Source organism: Marinibacterium sp. SX1 (genome assembly GCF_050389775.1).
In the GTDB taxonomy this organism is placed as follows: domain Bacteria; phylum Pseudomonadota; class Alphaproteobacteria; order Rhodobacterales; family Rhodobacteraceae; genus Marinibacterium.
On record NZ_CP177144.1, the window covers coordinates 1,527,579 to 1,544,266 of the forward strand.

The 16,688-nt window shown below is 68.5% G+C and carries 13 protein-coding genes; 6 read left to right on the plus strand and 7 right to left on the minus strand.

All coding sequences use genetic code 11. The features are described from left to right. Positions 1-86 precede the first annotated feature (86 nt). The 4 genes from coaBC (at position 87) to ACK3BB_RS06840 (ending at position 5,052) form a co-directional block, all read left to right on the plus strand. Positions 87-1,292 carry a bifunctional phosphopantothenoylcysteine decarboxylase/phosphopantothenate--cysteine ligase CoaBC gene (gene coaBC / locus ACK3BB_RS06825; protein WP_428927969.1) on the plus strand — a complete coding sequence of 402 codons (1,206 nt, stop codon included), beginning with the start codon at positions 87-89 and terminating at the stop codon, positions 1,290-1,292. Positions 1,293-1,421: 129 nt separating this feature from the next. Continuing rightward, positions 1,422-1,877: a dUTP diphosphatase gene (gene dut / locus ACK3BB_RS06830; RefSeq protein WP_428928694.1), complete on the plus strand. Its 456-nt coding sequence runs from the start codon at positions 1,422-1,424 to the stop codon at positions 1,875-1,877. Further along, on the plus strand, positions 1,877-2,926 hold the full coding sequence (locus tag ACK3BB_RS06835; RefSeq protein WP_428927970.1) for a HesA/MoeB/ThiF family protein: 1,050 nt from the start codon (positions 1,877-1,879) through the stop codon (positions 2,924-2,926). The genes dut and ACK3BB_RS06835 overlap by 1 nt, the downstream gene beginning before the upstream one ends. A gap of 107 nt (positions 2,927-3,033) precedes the next feature. After that, positions 3,034-5,052 (plus strand): M3 family metallopeptidase, encoded by a 2,019-nt coding sequence (locus ACK3BB_RS06840; protein ID WP_428927971.1) that lies wholly within the window; start codon positions 3,034-3,036, stop codon positions 5,050-5,052. A gap of 148 nt (positions 5,053-5,200) precedes the next feature. Here the strand turns inward: ACK3BB_RS06840 and ACK3BB_RS06845 are convergent, their stop codons facing one another. From ACK3BB_RS06845 to ACK3BB_RS06875, 7 genes are all read right to left on the minus strand, one after another. After that, the gene (locus tag ACK3BB_RS06845; protein ID WP_428927972.1) at positions 5,201-6,127 is read right to left on the minus strand and encodes a 2-hydroxyacid dehydrogenase; all 927 of its coding nucleotides are present in this window, start codon (positions 6,125-6,127) and stop codon (positions 5,201-5,203) included. A 4-nt stretch (positions 6,128-6,131) separates the two neighbouring features. Then, on the minus strand, positions 6,132-7,271 hold the full coding sequence (gene rodA / locus ACK3BB_RS06850) for a rod shape-determining protein RodA (RefSeq protein WP_428927973.1): 1,140 nt from the start codon (positions 7,269-7,271) through the stop codon (positions 6,132-6,134). Next, entirely contained in the window at positions 7,268-9,220 is a 1,953-nt protein-coding gene (mrdA, locus tag ACK3BB_RS06855; protein WP_428927974.1) for a penicillin-binding protein 2, read from the minus strand. The genes rodA and mrdA overlap by 4 nt, the downstream gene beginning before the upstream one ends. Next, the gene (locus tag ACK3BB_RS06860) at positions 9,217-9,747 is read right to left on the minus strand and encodes a rod shape-determining protein MreD (protein WP_428927975.1); all 531 of its coding nucleotides are present in this window, start codon (positions 9,745-9,747) and stop codon (positions 9,217-9,219) included. Before ACK3BB_RS06860 ends, mrdA begins: the two co-directional genes overlap by 4 nt. Beyond that, positions 9,747-10,649, minus strand: a complete 903-nt coding sequence (gene mreC / locus ACK3BB_RS06865; RefSeq protein ID WP_428927976.1) for a rod shape-determining protein MreC — start codon at positions 10,647-10,649, stop codon at positions 9,747-9,749. The genes ACK3BB_RS06860 and mreC overlap by 1 nt, the downstream gene beginning before the upstream one ends. Before the next feature lie 52 nt (positions 10,650-10,701). Then, complete coding sequence (locus ACK3BB_RS06870) at positions 10,702-11,748, minus strand: rod shape-determining protein (RefSeq protein ID WP_428927977.1); 1,047 nt, start codon at positions 11,746-11,748, stop codon at positions 10,702-10,704. A gap of 265 nt (positions 11,749-12,013) precedes the next feature. Further along, complete coding sequence (locus ACK3BB_RS06875) at positions 12,014-13,588, minus strand: 2-isopropylmalate synthase (RefSeq protein WP_428927978.1); 1,575 nt, start codon at positions 13,586-13,588, stop codon at positions 12,014-12,016. Between the two features lie 261 nt (positions 13,589-13,849). Between ACK3BB_RS06875 and ACK3BB_RS06880 the strand changes: the two genes are divergently transcribed. After that, positions 13,850-14,527 carry an SDR family NAD(P)-dependent oxidoreductase gene (locus tag ACK3BB_RS06880; protein WP_428927979.1) on the plus strand — a complete coding sequence of 226 codons (678 nt, stop codon included), beginning with the start codon at positions 13,850-13,852 and terminating at the stop codon, positions 14,525-14,527. Continuing rightward, positions 14,521-16,041 carry a cryptochrome/photolyase family protein gene (locus ACK3BB_RS06885; protein ID WP_428927980.1) on the plus strand — a complete coding sequence of 507 codons (1,521 nt, stop codon included), beginning with the start codon at positions 14,521-14,523 and terminating at the stop codon, positions 16,039-16,041. Before ACK3BB_RS06880 ends, ACK3BB_RS06885 begins: the two co-directional genes overlap by 7 nt. Positions 16,042-16,688 lie beyond the last annotated feature (647 nt).

A 16,688-nucleotide genomic window follows, 5' to 3' on the forward strand; every position in this document is an offset into this window, starting at 1 on the left:
TCGCCTCTGGCCCCTGCCGGCCGGCATGCCTATGTTCGGGCCAATGACCGGGGCGGCCTGTCCCGGAGGCGGGGAACGGGGTGACCATGCTGGCCGGAAAGCGCATTCTTCTGATCATCGGCGGCGGGATCGCGGCGTTCAAATGCCACGACCTGATCCGCCGGCTGCGCGAACGGGGGGCGGCGGTGACGCCGGTGCTGACCCGGGCGGCGCAGGAATTCGTGACACCGCTGTCGATTTCGGCCCTAGCCGGCGAGAAGGTCTTTACCGATCTGTTCGACCTGACGGCCGAGGCAGAGATGGGCCATATCGAATTGTCGCGCTCGGCCGACCTGGTGGTGGTGGCCCCGGCCACGGCCGACCTGATGGCCAAGATGGCCAACGGGCTGGCCGATGACCTGGCCTCGACCCTGCTCCTGGCGACCGACACGCCGGTGCTGATCGCCCCGGCGATGAACGTGCGGATGTGGGACCACCCGGCGACCCGGCGCAACCTGGCCACGCTGACCGGCGATGGCGTGCGGCTGGCCGGGCCGAACGAGGGGCCGATGGCCTGTGGCGAATTCGGGCCGGGGCGGATGGCCGAGCCGATGGAGATCGTCGAGGCGATTGCCGGGGTGCTGGCCGACGGGCCGCTGAAGGGCCGGCGCATCCTGGTGACCTCGGGGCCGACCCACGAGCCGATCGACCCGGTGCGCTATATCGCCAACCGCTCGTCGGGGGCGCAAGGCGCGGCGATTGCCTCGGCGCTGTCGGGGCTGGGGGCCGAGGTGGTCTTTGTCACCGGGCCGGCCGACGTGCCGCCGCCCGCTGGGGTCGAGGTGGTGCGGGTCGAGACCGCGCGGCAGATGCAGGCGGCGGTCGAGGCGGCATTGCCGGCGGATGCGGCGATCTTTGCGGCGGCGGTGGCCGACTGGCGGGTGGCCAGCGCGTCGGACAGCAAGCTGAAGAAGACGACCGGCGGATTGCCCGAGCTGGCGCTGGCCGAGAACCCCGACATCCTGGCCGGAGTGGCCCGGATGGGCGCCGGGCGGCCGGGGCTGGTGGTGGGCTTTGCGGCCGAGACCGACGACGTGGTGGCCCATGCGACGGCCAAGCGGGCGCGCAAGGGCTGTGACTGGATCCTGGCCAATGATGTCAGCCCGGCGACGGGGATCATGGGCGGCAGCGAGAATGCCGTGGTGCTGATCACCGGCGAAGGGGCGGAAAGCTGGCCGCGGATGCGCAAGGACCAGGTGGCCCGGGCGCTGGCGGACAGGATCGCGGCGGCGCTGGCGGGGCAGACCTCCTGAGCCGGTGAAGGCGGGGCTGTCGAGCCGGGTATTTGGACCAAGAAGAAGACAGGGGACAGGGCCCTTGCCACCGGGTGGCATCGGGCGGCGGGGCCTGGACCAGGCAGCAAGAGGATGCGGGGTGAGAAGATGGTGACGATCCGGGTGATGCGAGAGCCGGAGGCCGATCCGGCCGTGGCGCTGCCGGCCTATGCGACCGAGGGCGCGGCCGGGGCCGACCTGCGGGCCAACCTGCCCGACCGGGGCGAGCTGGTGCTGGCGCCGGGGGCGCGGGCGCTGGTGCCGACGGGGCTGCGGCTGGAGATACCCGAGGGTTTTGAGGTGCAGATCCGGCCGCGATCGGGGCTGGCGTTGAAACACGGGATCACCCTGCCCAACAGCCCCGGCACCATCGATTGGGATTACCGCGGGCCGCTGGGCGTGATCGTGATGAATGCCGGGGACGAACCCTTTGTCATCGCCCATGGCGACCGTATTGCGCAGATGGTCGTGGCCCCCGTGGTGCGTGCCCGGTTCGAGACGGCCGGCGCCCTGAGCGACAGTGCGCGCGGTGACGGGGGCTTTGGCTCCACCGGGGTCGGCTGATGCTGCTGGTGGCCCTGGTGGGGGCGGCGCTCTGGGTGGCGGGGGCGGCGATGGGCGTGCCGGCGCGCGGGCGCTGGCAGGCCGTGGGCCTGGTCTGGCTGGCCGCCCTGGCGATCAACGTCGTGCTGCCCGAAGGCCATCCGCTGCGCGAGGTGACCGGCCGCGAGCCGGCGCTGTGGCTGCTGGTGGGCGGCTTTGCCGCGCTGGTCATGGTGTATCGCAGCGGGCTGTCCTGGCTGAAGGCCCGGGCGCCGGGCGGCGAGGCGCCGGCCACCGCCGCGCCGGGCCGGTTCAGCGAGACCGAGCTGGACCGCTATGCCCGTCACATCGTCCTGCGCGAGCTGGGCGGGCCGGGGCAGAAACGGCTGAAACAGGCCCGGGTGCTGGTCATCGGGGCCGGTGGGCTGGGCGCGCCGGCCTTGCAATACCTGGCCGCCGCCGGGGTGGGCACGATCGGGGTGATCGACGACGACCTGGTCGAAAACGCCAACCTGCAGCGCCAGGTCATCCATGCCGATGGGGCCATCGGCATGCCCAAGGTCTTTTCCGCCGAAGGGGCGATGCGGGCGCAGAACCCCTTTGTCGAGGTCCGGCCCTATCACCGCCGGCTGGCGCCCGACATGGCCGAGGCGCTGTTTGCCGATTACGATGTCATCCTCGACGGCACCGACAATTTCGACACGCGCTACCTGGCCAACCGGGTGGCCGTGGCCCTGGGCAAGCCGCTGATCTCGGGGGCGCTATCGCAATGGGAAGGCCAGCTGTCGGTCTTTGATCCGGCGGTCGGGGGGCCGTGCTATCAGTGCATCTTTCCCCAGGCCCCGGCGCCCGGGCTGGCCCCGTCCTGTGCCGTGGCCGGCGTTCTGGGCCCGCTGCCCGGGGTGGTCGGGGCGATGATGGCCGTCGAGGCGGTCAAGCTGATCACCGGGGCAGGGGCGCCCCTGCGCGGGCAGATGCTGATCTATGATGCGCTTTACGGCGAGACCCGGACCATTGGGCTGAAACCCCGGGCCGATTGCCCGGTCTGCGGCGACGGCACGGCGGGCTGAGGCGCCGCGCGACGGGGCGGGTTCCGCAAGGGCGCCGCGCGGGATCGTGATGACCGCTGGACCTCGGGCCGGGGCGTGCATAGCTTCTGGTGCAAAGGAGATCCCACATGTCCAACCCGATCCTTGCCACCTGGACCACGCCCTTTGCCCTGGCGCCCTTCGACGCGATTTCCGACGACGATTTCGCCCCGGCCCTGGATGCGGCCCTGGCCGCCCACGAGGCCGAGATCGCGGCCATTGCCGCCGATCCGGCCAGCCCCGATTTCGACAACACGATCGGCGCCCTGGAACGGGCCGGCGGCGACCTGGACAAGGTGCTGTCGGTGTTCTTCACCCTGGCCGGGGCCGACAGCAACCCGGCCCGCGAGGCCCTGCAACGGGCGTTCTCGCCCCGGCTCTCGGCACATTTCTCGGCCATCACCTCGAACAAGGCCTTGTTCGCGCGTATCGACGCGGTCTGGCAGGGCCGGGACGGCATGGGGCTGAGCGCGGAACAGCAGCGCGTGCTGATGCTGACCCACCGGTCCTTCCTGCGCGCCGGCGCGGCGCTGGACGGGGCCGAGGCCGAGCGGCTGACGGCGGTGAAATCGCGGCTGGCCGAGCTGGGCACGCAATTCACCCAGAACCTGCTGGCCGATGAGCGTGACTGGTTCATGCCCCTGGAGGAAGCCGATCTTGACGGCCTGCCGGACTTTGTCGTGGCCGCCGCCCGGGCGGCCGGCGACGAGAAGGGACAGGCCGGGCCGGTGGTCACGACCTCGCGGTCGCTGATCACGCCTTTCCTGCAATTCTCGCCGCGCCGCGACCTGCGCGAGCGGGCCTGGCGGGCCTGGACGGCGCGCGGGGCCAATGGCGGGGCGACCGACAACCGGGCCATCGCCGCCGAGATCCTGGCGCTGCGGGCCGAACGGGCGGCGCTGCTGGGCCATGAGAATTTCGCGCGCTACAAGCTGGAAACCGAAATGGCCCGCACGCCCGAAGCCGTGCGCGACCTGCTGCTGGCGGTCTGGGATCCGGCCCGGGCCGCGGCCGAGCGCGACGCCGCGATCCTGGCCGGGATGATGGCCGAGGACGGGCTGAACGGGCCGCTCGAACCCTGGGACTGGCATTACTACAGCGAGAAACGTCGGCGGGCCGAGCATGATCTGGATGAAACCGCGCTCAAGCCCTATTTCCAGCTCGACAACATGATCGCCGCGGCCTTCGATTGCGCCAACCGGCTCTTTGGGCTGGAATTCGCCCCGCTGGACGTGGCGCTCTACCACCCCGATTGCCGCGCCTGGGAAGTCACCCGCGAAGGCCGGCACGTGGCGGTCTTCATCGGCGATTACTTTGCCCGCGGCTCGAAACGCTCGGGTGCCTGGTGTTCGGCCATGCGGAGCCAGGCCAAGTACCCCGAGACCCAGGCCCCGGTGGTGATCAATGTCTGCAATTTCGCCAAGGGCGACCCGGCCCTGCTGTCCTTCGACGATGCCCGCACGCTGTTTCACGAATTCGGCCATGCCTTGCACCAGATGCTGTCGGACGTGACCTATGAAAGCATCTCGGGCACCTCTGTCGCCCGCGATTTCGTCGAACTGCCCAGCCAGCTCTACGAACATTGGCTGACCGTGCCGGAGGTCCTGGAAACCTTTGCCACCCATGCCGAGACCGGCGCGGCCATGCCCGGCGACATGCTGGCCCGCCTGCTGGCCGCCGAGACCTACGACATGGGCTTCCAGACGGTCGAATACGTGGCTTCGGCCCTGGTCGATCTCGAATTCCACGACGGGCCGGCCCCGGCCGATCCGATGGCCCGGCAGGCCGAGGTGCTCAAGGACATCGGCATGCCCCATGCCATCGCCATGCGCCATGCCACGCCGCATTTCGCCCATGTCTTCTCGGGCGACGGCTATTCCAGCGGCTATTACAGCTACATGTGGTCCGAGGTCATGGATGCCGATGCCTTTGCCGCCTTCGAGGAAGCCGGCGATGCCTTCGACCCGGCCATGGCCCGGGCACTGGAAACCCATATCCTGTCGACCGGCGGCTCGGTCGAGGCCGAGGACCTGTACACAGCCTTCCGCGGCCGCCTGCCCGGTGTCGGGGCCCTGCTGGCCGGCCGGGGTTTGGTGCCCGCCGGCTGAAGCGCCCGGGGATCAGCGCCCTGTGCGTCGCTGGTCCCGCCCTGCTGCTTCTTTCTCTTTCTAAATATCCTGCCCCGTCCTTGCCAAGCGCGCCTCCACCGTCCAGGGGCGGGGGGCTGTCACGCCTGCCGGGGCGGGACGCCGGGGGTCAGTACCCCTGGCCGCGATCCACCAGGTGCAGGAACGGCTCGCCGGCCTCGCCCCGCCGGACGTTCTCGGCGATTACCGTTGCCGCCGTCGCCGGACGTGTTTCACTGGCGATATGGGGCGTCACCGTCACCCCCGGATGCAGCCAGAACGGATGGTCGCGGGGCAGCGGCTCGACCCGGAAGACATCCAGCGTCGCATGGCCGACCCGGCCCTCGTCCAGCGCGGCCAGAAGCGCCTCGTCGTCGATCAGCGGCCCGCGCCCGGGGTTCACGATCATCGCTCCCCGGGGCAGGCAGGCCAACCGCCGGGCGTTCAGCAGGTTCTCTGTGCCCCCGGTCAGCGGCAAGAGCAGCACCAGGATCTCGGCCCGGGCCAGCGCCGCCTCCAGCCCGTCTTCGCCGGTAAAGGTCGTGATGCCCGCGATCTCCTTGGGTGACCGGCTCCACCCGGCCACGTCGAAATTCAGCGCCGCCAGCGCCCGGGCCGCATCGGCCCCCAGCGCGCCCAGGCCCAGCACCGTCACCCGCCGGTCGCGGGCCAGCGGCGGGTAATCCTGGCGCCAGGCGCCCTTCAGCCCGTGGATCTGGGCATCCATGCCCAGGTGATGGCGCAGCACGTGGCCCGTCACCCATTCGGTCATGCCCTCGGTCAGGCCCGGGTCGACCATCCGCGTCAGCGGCATGGTCAGGGTCTTGTTGCCGACGATCTTCTCGACCCCGGCCCACAGGCTCAGCACCGCCTTGGCCCGGGTGAAGGGCGTGAAATCATGCAGGCCCGAGCTGGGCGCATAGACCACGTAATCCACCGTTTCGGGCGCGGCATCGGTCACCAGCTCATAGGCCAGCCCGGTTGCATCAAGCGCCCGGCGCAGGGGCGTTTCCCAGGTGTTCCAGCCATCGGCGGAATAGAGGATCGTCAAGGTCATGTCGTCATCGGGGCCTGTGGATATGGGCGCTCTGGACCAGGCCGAAAGCGCCGAGGAGAACGAGCATCGCGGTGCCGCCATAGCTGACCATGGGCAGGGGCACGCCGACCACGGGCGCCAGGCCCATGACCATCGACATGTTGACCGCGAAGAACAGGAAGAAGGTCACCGCGATGCCCATGGTCAGCAGGGCCGAGTACCGGTCCTTGGCCGACAGGGCCGTGACCAGGCAGAACACGATGATCAGCACGTAGATCACCAGCAGCGACACCCCACCGACAAAGCCGAATTCCTCGGCCAGGGTGGTGAAGATGAAATCGGTATGTTTCTCGGGCAGGAAGTTCAGCCGCGACTGGGTGCCCTGCATGAACCCCCGCCCGGTCAGCCCGCCCGAACCCAGGGCGATCTTGGACTGGGTGATGTGATAGCCCGCGCCCAGCGGGTCGGAGGCCGGGTCGAGAAAGGTGTCGATCCGCCGGTACTGGTAATCCTTCAGCAATTGCCAGTCGGTCCCGCGGCTCTGGAACACGGCCATCACAAGGCCCACCCCCGCGCCGATCACCACGGCGAAGTAGAGCCAGTGCACCCCGGCCAGGAACATGAGCGCCCCGCCGGCGGCCAGCATCAGGATGGCCGTGCCAAGGTCGGGCTGGTGCAGCACCAGGAAGGTCGGGAACAGGATGATCATCACCGGGATCAGCACGAAGAACGGATGTGACGTGCGTTTCGAGGGCAGCCAGTCGTAATAGGCCGCCAGCAGCATCACCAGCGTGATCTTCATCAGCTCGGACGGCTGCACGCGCATGAACCCCAGGTCGATCCAGCGCTGTGCGCCCATGCCGACAGTCCCGAAGAATTCGACCGAGATCAGCAGCACGACCGACAGCACATAGGCCACGACCGACATGTTGCGCCAGAACCAGATCGGCACCAGGGCCACGGCGATCATCAGCGCAAAGCCCAGGGCAAAACGTTCCATCTGCGGCTCGGCCCAGGGCGTGAAGGACCCGCCGGCCACCGAGTAGAGCATCAGGAACCCGGCCCCGGCCACGGTGCAGATCAGCAGCAGCAGCGGCCAGTTGAGATAGAGCAGCTTGCGCGGGCCCGAAGGCACCGACTTGACGGCATATTCGAGATAACTCATGCGCGGTCGCTCCGCAGGGTCTCGGCCTGCTGCAACTCGCGGCTCAGCCGTTCCTGCTGGGCCTTGACCTTGTCCCGGTCGGCGGCGGGATAGGCTTCGAGCGGGGGAAAGCCGCCGTGCAGGGCCTGCAGCATGATGTCCCGGGCGATGGGCGCGGCCACGGCCGACCCGCCGCCGCCATGTTCGACCACGACCGACACGGCATATTTCGGCGTGGTATAGGGCGCGAAACAGACGAACAACGCATGGTCGCGCCGTTCCCAGGGCAGGTCCTCGTTGCGGATCACCCCCCGCGCGCGTTCGTCGGCCGTGATGTTGCGCACCTGGCTGGTGCCGGTCTTGCCGGCCATGCGCAGGGCCTCGTCGTTGATGCGCGACCGCCAGGCCGTGCCCCTGCGGTCGTTGGACACGGCAAACATGGCCCGGCGCATCTTGCGCAGGTTGTTTTCGTTCATGCCCATGTCCTCGCCCGCGCCCGAGGGCTGTTCGATGCCGTCGACCGACTTGATCAGCCGCGGATCGACGGCCCGGCCGGTAGCCACGCGGGCGGTCATCACCGCCAGCTGCAGCGGCGAGGCCAGCATGTAGCCCTGGCCGATCGAGGCGTTGGCCGTGTCGCCGATCAGCCAGTCCTGGCCGTGGACGCGCTCTTTCCATGCCCGGTTGGGCGTCAGCCCCTCGGCCACGGCCGACATCGGCAGATCGTGTTTCACGCCCAGCCCGAACCGCTGGGCCATGGCCGAGATCTTGTCGATGCCGACCTTCAGGGCCAGGTCGTAGTAATAGACGTCACAGCTGTATTTCAGCGAGTTTTCCAGGTTCACATGGCCATGCCCGCCGCGTTTCCAGCAATGGAAACGGCGCCCGCCGACCTCGAGGTGCCCGGGACACCAGACCGTGTCATCGGGCCCGACCAGGCCTTCTTCGAGGGCGGCCATGGCAGTGATGATCTTGAAGGTCGAGCCGGGCGGATAGATGCCCTGCACCGATTTCGAGGCCAGCGGCCGGTGGCCATCCTGGGTCAGCGCCCGGTAATCGGCCACCGAGATGCCCCGCACGAAGAGGTTGGGATCAAAGGTCGGGGCCGAGACGCAGGACACGATGTCGCCGCTCTCGCAATCGATGACCACAGCCGAGGCGCTTTCCCGGCCCAGCCGGGCCTGCACGTAGGATTGCAGCGTGCTGTCGATGGTCAGCTGGATGTCGGCCCCGGCCTGGCCGTCCTGGCGGTCCAGCTCGCGCATCACCCGGCCGGTGGCATTGACCTCGACGCGTTTCGACCCGGCCTTGCCGCGCAGCAGCTCTTCCTGGCGGGCTTCCAGCCCGACCTTGCCGATCTGGAACCGCGGGATGCGCAGCAGCTGGTCGGGGTCTTCCATCTTGGACAGGTCGTAATCGCTGACCGGCCCGACATAGCCCACCACATGGGCAAAGGACCCGCCCTGGGGATAGACCCGGGTCAGCCCGACCTCGGGCGTGATGCCCGGCAGGGCAGGGGCGTTGACCGCCACCCGGCTGATGTCGTCCCAGGTCACCTGGTCGGCCAGGGTGACCGGCAGGAAGGGCGCCGAGCGGGCCGAGCGGTGGACGGCGGCCAGGGTGTCTTCGAGGTCTTCGTCGGCAATATGGACCAGCCGGGTCAGCCGGCCGACCACGTCTTCCAGCTCGCCGGCATCCTCGGGCACGATGACGATGCGATAGGACGGCGTGTTCTTGGCGATGATCACCCCGTTGCGGTCAAAGATCTCGCCCCGTTCGGGTGGGATCAGCCGGATGTTGATGCGGTTTTCCTCGGCCAGCAGGCGGAACTGGTCGGCCTGGTCGACCTGCAGGTGACGCATGCGCAGGGCCAGCCCGCCGGCAAAGGCCGTCATCACGCCGCCCAGCAACACGGCCCGGCGCGAGGTCCGGGCCTGCAGCCCGGCCAGTTCCCTTGGGTTGCGTCTCATGTGCGGGCTCCCATGGCATTGGCATCGGCCGGGGTGGGCTTGCGCACCCGCAGGACCGATTGCGACACGACAACGGCCAGCGGGTAGATCGCGATGGTCAGGGCCAGCCGCGACAGGGTCAGGGTCATCGGGGTTTCGTGCAGTACCACCAGGCCCAGCACCATGCGGTAGAGCAGCAGGATCGCCGCCAGCACGATGGCCACGGTTGTCCATTCGCCCAGGAAGCTGGTCTCGCTCAGCCCGTTGGACCGGCTCTTGAGGAAATCGCAGCCCATCACGACCATCGCGGCGTAAAGCCCGGGCGGGCGTTGCAGCATCAGGTCGGCCAGCAGGAAGACCGCGGCAACCAGCAGGGCGGGCACGTAATCGGGCCGGCGCAGGGCCCAGGCCAGGGTGAAGGCCAGCAGCACGTCGGGCGGCGACCATTTGCGCGGCACGGTGTCCAGCGGCAGCAGGTGAACGAAGATGACCAGCAGCGCCAGCGCGACATAGGCCCCGCGCATGGGCCATGTCCGGGACGAGGTCATCATCCGTCCTCCGCCCGCCGGGTCAGTTCGTCCAGCGAGGTGATCGCCGGCTGCACCAGGTCACCGGGATCGCCCGGTGCCTCGATGCCGTAGTGGCGCAGCACCCGCAGGAATTCCAGCCGCTCGTATTCCGCGGCCAGCCGCACCCGCAGCCGGCCCTGGGGGTCGGCGGCCACCTGGCCGATCAGCAGCCCGGCGGGGAACACCCCGCCATCGCCCGAGCTGATCACCCGGTCGCCCGGGCGCACCAGTTCGGGGCTTTCGAGGAAACTGACCAGCGGGGCGGCCGAATTGTCACCGGTCACCAGCGCGGCCTGGCGCGAGGGCTGGATCACCGCCGGCACCGAGCTGGAGGCATCGGTCAGCAGGATGACACGCGAGGTGTTCTTGCCCACGCCCGAGATCCGCCCGACCAGGCCAATGCCATCCATCGCCGCCCAGCCATCGACGATGCCGTCGCGGGCGCCGACATTGACCAGCACCGATTGCCGGAAGGGCGACCCGCTGTCGGCCATCACAACGCCGGTCACATAGGTCAGCCGCGGGTCGAGCCGCACGTTGTTGAGATCGCGCAGCCGGGCGTTTTCCTGCTCCAGCTGCAATGCCGCTTCCTTCCAGGCCTGCATCTGGCGCAATTCGCTGCGAAGCTCGCGGTTCTGGTCGGTCAGCGCGCGGTAGCTCTGGAAATCGCGGAACAGCTTGACCGTCGCCGTGACCGGGGCCATCGCCCAATCCATCGAAGGCACGACCCGGTCGACCACCTGGGCGCGGAACCGTTCCACGCGCGGGCTGTCGATGCGCCAGACCAGGAAGATGGCGACGAGGCACAGGACGAGGATCCCCACCAGCAGGCGCCGCAGCGGGGTCGAGTAATCCTCACGCTGTGATCGGTCCCGGGCCATCGGACTCCTTCATGGTGTCTTGCTTCCAGCCGGTCTGGTCAGGGTGCGCCGGTCAGCTGTCGTAGTCAATCGCGTGACGCAGCTGTTTTTCGTATTCCAGCGCCTTGCCCGTGCCAAGGGCCACGCAATTCAAGCTTTCGTCAGCGATGGACACGGCCAGCCCGGTCTGCTCGCGCAGGGCCAGGTCGAGATCGCCCAGAAGGGCGCCGCCGCCGGTCAGCATGACGCCCCGGTCGACGATGTCGGCGGCCAGGTCGGGCGGCGTGGTTTCCAGCGCGGTCATCACCGCTTCGCAGATCTGCTGCACCGGTTCGGCCAGGGCCTCGGCCACCTGGGCCTGGCTGACCTCGATTTCCTTGGGCACGCCGTTCAGCAGGTCGCGGCCGCGGATCTGCATCGACGCGCCGCGCCCGTCGTCGGGCATGCGGGCGGTGCCGATCGAGGTCTTGATGCGCTCGGCCGTCGATTCGCCGACCAGCAGGTTCTGCTGGCGGCGCAGGTAGGAAATGATGGCCTCGTCCATCCGGTCGCCACCGACCCGGACCGAGCGGGCATAGACGATGTCGCCCAGGCTCAGCACGGCCACTTCGGTCGTGCCCCCGCCGATGTCGACAACCATCGACCCGGTGGGATCGGTGATCGGCATGCCGGCCCCGATGGCCGCGGCGATGGGCTCGGCGATCAGCCCGGCCCGGCGGGCGCCGGCGCTCAGGACCGACTGGCGAATGGCCCGTTTTTCCACGGGCGTCGCCCCGTGGGGCACGCAGACGATGATCTTGGGCTTGGAAAAGGTCGACCGCCGGTGAACCTTGCGGATGAAATGCTTGATCATTTCCTCGGCGGTGTCGAAATCGGCAATCACGCCTTCCCGCATCGGCCGGATGGCCTCGATCGAGCCGGGCGTCCGGCCGAGCATCAGCTTGGCGTCCTCGCCCACGGCCAGGACCTTCTTGACCCCGTCCTTGACGTGATAGGCCACGACCGATGGCTCGCTCAGGATAACGCCCCGACCCTTGACATAGACCAGCGTGTTGGCCGTGCCGAGGTCGATCGCCATGTCCGCCGTGAAGAGTCCGCCGAATACGTCGAAAATGCCCATGAAGTTGATGTCCCGTCCTGCGCTGCCGCGTGCCTCGCGATTCTGTGGCCGCGGGGTCACAGCCTTATATGCCCGGGCTTGTTGAGGCGAAAGGGGCGATTCCGGGGGGCTTCGCGGCTTTCCGCCATGTTCCGTCAAGTCAGGCCGTCATTGCCCGGCCGACGGGCAGCACGCAACGAAAACGGCGCGCGACCTCCGCCACGCGCCGTAAATTTCTTCGAAGAAATTTACCAAAAGTTTTCAAAAACTTTTGGGTTCGCCCGGATCAGCTGACGTCCTTGTAGGAGATCTCGCGCGTGTCCGAGCCGGGGCCGGCCTTGTCGCGGCGCACCAGCAGGCGGTTGAGCGCGTTGACATAGGCCTTGGCCGAGGCAACCACCGTGTCGGTGTTGGCCGACTGGCCGGTGGCGATCATGCCGTCCTCTTCCAGGCGCACCGAAACGGTGGCCTGGGCGTCGGTGCCTTCGGTCACGGCATGCACCTGGTAGAGCTGCAGATGGGCCTGGTTCGGGTGGATCTTGCGGATCGCCTTGAAGGTCGCGTCGACCGGGCCGTCGCCGGTTTCGGTCTCGGTGATGTCACGGCCGTCGACTTCCATCTCGATGGTTGCCTCGGCCGGGCCGCCGGTGCCGCAGACCACCTTCATCGACACGATCTGCAGCCGGTCGTTCTCGGCATCCTCGCCGGCGCGCATCAGGGCGATGAGGTCCTCGTCATAGACTTCCTTCTTGCGGTCGGCCAATTCCTTGAACCGCACGAAGATGTCCTTGAGCTGGTTGTCGCCGACCTCGTAGCCGAGCTGGCCGAGCTTGTCGCGCAGCGCCGCGCGGCCGGAATGCTTGCCCATGACAAGGTTCGATTCCGTCAGGCCCACGTCCTCGGGGCGCATGATCTCGAAGGTCTCGGCGTTCTTGAGCATGCCGTCCTGGTGGATGCCGCTCTCATGGGCAAAGGCGTTCTTGCCGACGATGGCCTTGTTGAACTGCACCGGGAAGCCCGACACCGTCGCCACCCGGCGCGAGATGTTCATGATCTTGGTCGCATCCACCCCGGTATGCCAGGGCATGATGTCGTGGCGCACCTTCAGCGCCATGACCACCTCTTCGAGCGCCGTGTTGCCGGCCCGTTCGCCCAGGCCGTTGATCGTGCATTCGATCTGGCGCGCGCCGCCCGCCACGGCGGCCAGCGAGTTCGCCGTCGCCATGCCAAGGTCGTTGTGGCAATGGGTGGCAAAGATGATGTCCTCGGCGCCCGGCACCTCGGCGATCAGCCGCTTGATCAGGTCGGCGCTTTCGACCGGCGCGGTATAGCCCACGGTATCGGGGATGTTGATCGTGCTCGCCCCGGCCTTGATGGCAATCTCGACGACCCGGGCCAGGTAATCCCATTCGGTCCGGGTGGCATCCATCGGCGACCATTGCACGTTGTCGCAGAGATTGCGCGCATGGGTCACCGTTTCATGGATGCGCTCGGCCATCTCGTCCATGGTCAGGTTCGGAATGGCCCGGTGCAGCGGCGACGTCCCGATGAACGTGTGGATGCGCGGCTGTTTCGCGTGGCGCACGGCCTCCCAGCAGCGGTCGATATCGCCGATATTGGCCCGTGCCAGCCCGCAGATCACCGAGTTCTGGGCGTTCCTGGCAATCTCGGATACCGCGTTGAAATCGCCTTCGGAGGCGATCGGGAAACCGGCCTCGATGATGTCGACGCCCATCTCGTCCAGGAGGCCGGCGATCTCCAGCTTTTCCGCGTGGGTCATGGTCGCGCCGGGGCTCTGTTCGCCGTCGCGAAGGGTCGTGTCGAAGATCAACACGCGATCTTTGTCGATGCTCTGGGTCATGTCATGTGTCTTTCGATGTCTAATCCGGGGTGCCGTTCACTTGGCGCGCGCAATGTCTCCTCTGAGCGGGCGCGCCGAATGGCACGCTCAGAGGCGGATTAGCAGCAGCAGGCCACGCAGCGACGACGCCTGGGCGGCGGTCGGCAGAAGGATATGCGTGGTCGTTTTCATGGCGCGCATCCTAGACCGGGGCAGGGGCAAAAGGAAAGGCCCAATTGCACGGCCTTGAACGGATGCCCGCCGCCGCTATTTCAGCCGCTCATGAACAAGGCACCGGACACGGCACTGATCATCGGCGACAGCGGCGGCATCGGCGCGGCCCTGGCGGCCGCCCTGTCCGAACGGGGCACGGCCGTCACCGGGCTGTCGCGCCGGCGCGACGGGCTGGACATGACCTGCGAGACCAGCGTCGCCGACCACCTGGCCGGCCTTGCGGCGCCCTTCGACCTGGTGATCGTTGCCACCGGCGCGCTGACGATCGACGGAGCCGGGCCGGAAAAGACCATCCGGGCGATCTCGGCCCGGGCCATGGCCGACCAGTTCGCGCTCAATACCATCGGCCCGGCGCTGGTCCTGCGCGAGGCCCACCGCCTGCTGCCACGCCGGCGGCCGTCGGTCATCGCCGTGCTCTCGGCCCGGGTCGGGTCCATCGGCGACAACCGGCTGGGCGGCTGGGTGTCCTACCGCGCGGCCAAGGCGGCGGTGAACCAGGTCGTGCAGACCGCCGCGATCGAACTGGCCCGCAGCCACCGCCAGGCCGCCTGTGTCGCCCTGCATCCGGGCACGGTGGCCACGCCTTTCACCGCCGATTACCACGGCCGCCACCCGGCCGTCCCGCCGGCGACCGCGGCCGGCAACCTGCTGGGCGTCATCGCCGGGCTGACCCCGGCGCAAACCGGTGCCTTCCTCGACTGGCAGGGAAAGGAGATCCCGTGGTGAAGGCCATCCTCGTGCTGGGCGACCAGCTGGGCCGTGATGTCGCCGCCCTGCGCGCGGGCGATCCCGCGACCGACCTGGTTGTCATGGCCGAGGTCGCCGGCGAGGCGGCCAACCTGGGCCATCACCCCAAGAAGATCGCCTTCTGCTTTGCCGCCATGCGCCATTTCGCCGAGGACCTGCGCGCGGCCGGCTGGCAGGTGGCCTATACCTGCTACGACGATCCCGACAGCACCGGCACGATCCCCGGGGAACTTGCGCGGCGCGCCGATGCCTTCGGAGCGACAAGCTGCCTGGCCACCGAGCCGGGCGACTGGCGCCTGATCACCGCCCTGCGCAAGGCCGGGGTCACCCTGCTCGAAGACGACCGTTTCCTGGCCAGTCACAAGCGGTTCGACGATTGGGCCCGGGGCCGCAAGGCGCTGCGCATGGAATATTTCTACCGCGAGATGCGCCGCGCCACCGGGCTCTTGATGGAGGGCGACGCGCCGGTCGGCGGGGCCTGGAACTATGACAGCGAAAACCGCAAGCCCCCGCCCGGCACGCTCTTCCACGAAGGCCCCCTGTGGTTCGACCCCGACGAGACCACGCGCGCCGTGCTCGACCTGGTGGCTGCCCGGTTCCCCGACCATTTCGGCCGGCTCGACGGTTTTCGCTATGCCACGACCCGGGACCAGGCGCTGGCGGCGCTGGATCATTTCATTACCCACGGCCTGCCCGATTTCGGCGATTACCAGGATGCCATGCTGGATGCCGAGCCCTTCCTCTACCACTCGCTGCTCTCGGCCTATCTCAATGCCGGTCTGCTCGGGCCGATGGAAATCTGCCGGGCGGCCGAACGGGCCTATCACGACGGCCATGCGCCGCTGAACGCGGTCGAAGGCTTCATCCGCCAGATCATCGGCTGGCGCGAATATGTCCGGGGCATCTATTTCCGCGAAGGCCCCGATTACGTGACCCGCAACGACCTTGGCCATACGCGCAAGCTGCCCGATGCCTTCTGGGGCGGGCCGACCGACATGCGCTGCCTGGCCAGCGCCGTGGCCCAGACCCGCGACGAGGCCTATGCCCACCACATCCAGCGCCTGATGATCACCGGCAATTTTGCCCTGCTGGTGGGCGCCGATCCGCAGCAGGTCCACGAATGGTACCTGGGCGTCTATGTCGATGCCCATGAATGGGTCGAGGCGCCCAACACGATCGGCATGAGCCAGTTTGCCGATGGCGGGGTAATCGCGTCCAAGCCCTACGTGTCCAGCGGGGCTTATATCAACCGCATGTCGGATTACTGCGGCGCCTGCGCCTATACGGTCAGCCGCAAGACGGGGCAGGGGGCCTGTCCGTTCAACCTGCTCTACTGGCATTTCCTCGACCGCCACCGCGAGCGGTTCCGCGGCAATCCCCGGATGGCCAACATGTACCGCACCTGGGACCGCATGGCCGAAGACAAGCGTGCCACCGTCCTGGCCGAGGCGCAGCACCTGATCAACAAGCTCGACGCCGGTTCCTCCTTCTAAACCCGCGCCGCGTCCTCGCACCTGCCGCACAAGGCGCGTCGTCCCGCACAACGCCACACCGAGCAGGGCTACCCCGCGCTCACCCGGCCATCCCCCGCGCCGTTCGCTACCGAGCGTCACGCCCCGCCGCCGTCCTGCGCACCATCCCTCTCCCCGCGCAACATCCGTCGCCCTGCGCGATATCCGCCAGCCCTCGGAATGCCCGGCCTTCCCGCCCAACGTCCATTGCCCTGCGCAGCATCGGCCGCCCCGGCGCCACAGCAAGCCATCCGTCACAGCAAGCCATCCGTCCGCCGTTCCAACAGCTCGGCCCCCTTGCTTGCCGCCCCCGCCGAGACGCGCGCCACCTCCACGCTGGCCCACCCGCGGACAAGCCCGCCACCTTCACAACCCCGTCAGTCCGACTCAACCTCCACCAAACCCTTCCCAAACCACGCCACGCCCACTCCCCCGGCGCCCCGCTCTCAACCCCGGCTCCCGCACCAACCGCCGCACCCCCGGCTCACCACCTCAGCGCCACGCCCCTGTCTTCTTCTTGGCCCAAATACCCCACACCGTCCGGGCCACGCACACCGCCCCATCCAGCCCGGGCGCGCCCTCCCCAGGCATCCCTTGCCACACCGCCACACCCCACCGGCGCAAACACA